The 1,669-nt window shown below is 33.3% G+C and carries 2 protein-coding genes; both read right to left on the bottom strand.

The features are described 5' to 3' along the window. Positions 1–347, bottom strand: a 347-nt coding sequence (locus HMPREF2647_RS11560) for a recombinase family protein (protein ID WP_256326496.1), incomplete at its 3' end; no start/stop codon positions are given. After that, positions 344–1,669 (bottom strand): cassette chromosome recombinase CcrA (gene ccrA, locus HMPREF2647_RS10520; protein ID WP_070860088.1); only part of this gene is annotated, 1,326 nt, incomplete at its 5' end. The genes HMPREF2647_RS11560 and ccrA, both read right to left, overlap by 4 nt.

Raw genomic sequence — 1,669 nt, 5'->3', positions numbered from 1 at the left:
ATTTCTATTTTTTCAGTTAGACTAAAAAATTCGACATTAATCTTATACAATTCCTCGACAATATTTAACAAATCTGAGGTATTTCTAGCTAAACGATTGGTTTTGTAGACCATAATACAATCTAATTTACCTTCGTTGGCATCTTTTAACATACGTTGTAATTCTGGACGTTGCATTGTTTTACCCGATATACCTCGATCAGTGTATTCATTGACGACTTCATAGCCTTGAAATTGACAATACTCTGTAAGTTGATTCAATTGACCTTGAATACTGTAACCATCGGTTTGCATTTCAGTCGATACACGTGCATATAATCCAATACGTTTCTTTTTGAGTTGTTTCATATGACTTCATTCCTTTCAAGAGTTATTAAATGCGATTGTTCAACGATATTGAGTGGACTGTTTTTAAAGTAGATTCCTTGTAATTGTTTAGTTTGAGTTATTGTAATGTCATCAATCAAAGGTGCTATGGTTTCTAATGTCAATTTATCTTTGATGACATGACGGATTGTTTCAGCAATTTGATTAGGTGAATAATTAGAGTAACGTTCTTCACTTTCAGAGCTAGTAGATAACCGTTTAAATGTTTCTATATCAATTTGATTTTGTGCTAGTTTTTCGATGAGTTGTTCTTGTGTTAGATGTGATTGTCTGTGTTTCATTTGTTGGTGTTTTAGAGCTTTTAGTATTGTCTCATTTAATTTGTCATGAAATGACTGATTGTCACAATACGCTTTACAAGTATTGAGGACCTCTGTTTCAATCATTTGCGCATTGATACCTTTAAATGGACACGTATGATAAGCTTCATTCATATTTTTAGGACAGACATAGTAACGTAGAGAATGATGTTCTTTTTTTATTGTTAAGTTTGTTAACGTTGCCTGACAATAAGGACATCTAAGTAACTTCTTTAATTTGTTTTCAGAAATATGTTGTTTATGATGTTTATTCACACGGCATTGCTGTGCTTCTTCAAATGTATCAATATCGACAATAGAAGGGACTAAATCATTAAATATTCCATACTTATTGATGACACGACCGCAATAGTTAGGGTTCAAGAGAATATTTCTAACTTGATAGGGCTTACGAGGAATAAGCTTAGGATTGTTATCTAAATGTTGGGAAATCTTTTTGTAGCCTAGACCTTGTAAATACCAGCGATAAACTGCTTTGACTGTATAGGCTTCTTCTTCATGTACAACAAAATGACCTTGTCTATAACGATAGCCAAAAGGTGCATGAGTTGTGATTAGCTTACCTTGTTTGGCTTTTTCTCTTATCCCATTTCGTGTCTGTTCACTGATATTATTAGACTCCATTTCAGCTAGACTCATAAGTATGTTTAGGCGAAAGCGATCAAATTCTTTAGATAAGTCAAAATAGCCATCATTCACGCTGATGATTGTGACGTGATGCTTTTTGCAAATTTCAAAGAATTGTATGGCATTTTTCAAATTACGATGTAGTCGATTCAAGCGATAGCAACACAATACTTTACATTTTCCAGACGTAATCATTTCTACCATCCTTTGATAACCTGAACGTTTTGTATGTCGACCTGTTTTCTTATCATCATAAAACGTCACATTAGACCATCCATATTGCTTAGCAGTATTCAAAATGAGAGATTTCTGAGTCGCTAAGCTTTGTTGTTTGAG

It is taken from the genome of Staphylococcus sp. HMSC035D11, from assembly GCF_001836075.1.
Classification (GTDB): domain Bacteria; phylum Bacillota; class Bacilli; order Staphylococcales; family Staphylococcaceae; genus Staphylococcus; species Staphylococcus hominis.
Note: the sequence above shows the minus strand (reverse complement) of the source record. Positions and strands in the feature narration are given on the sequence as shown.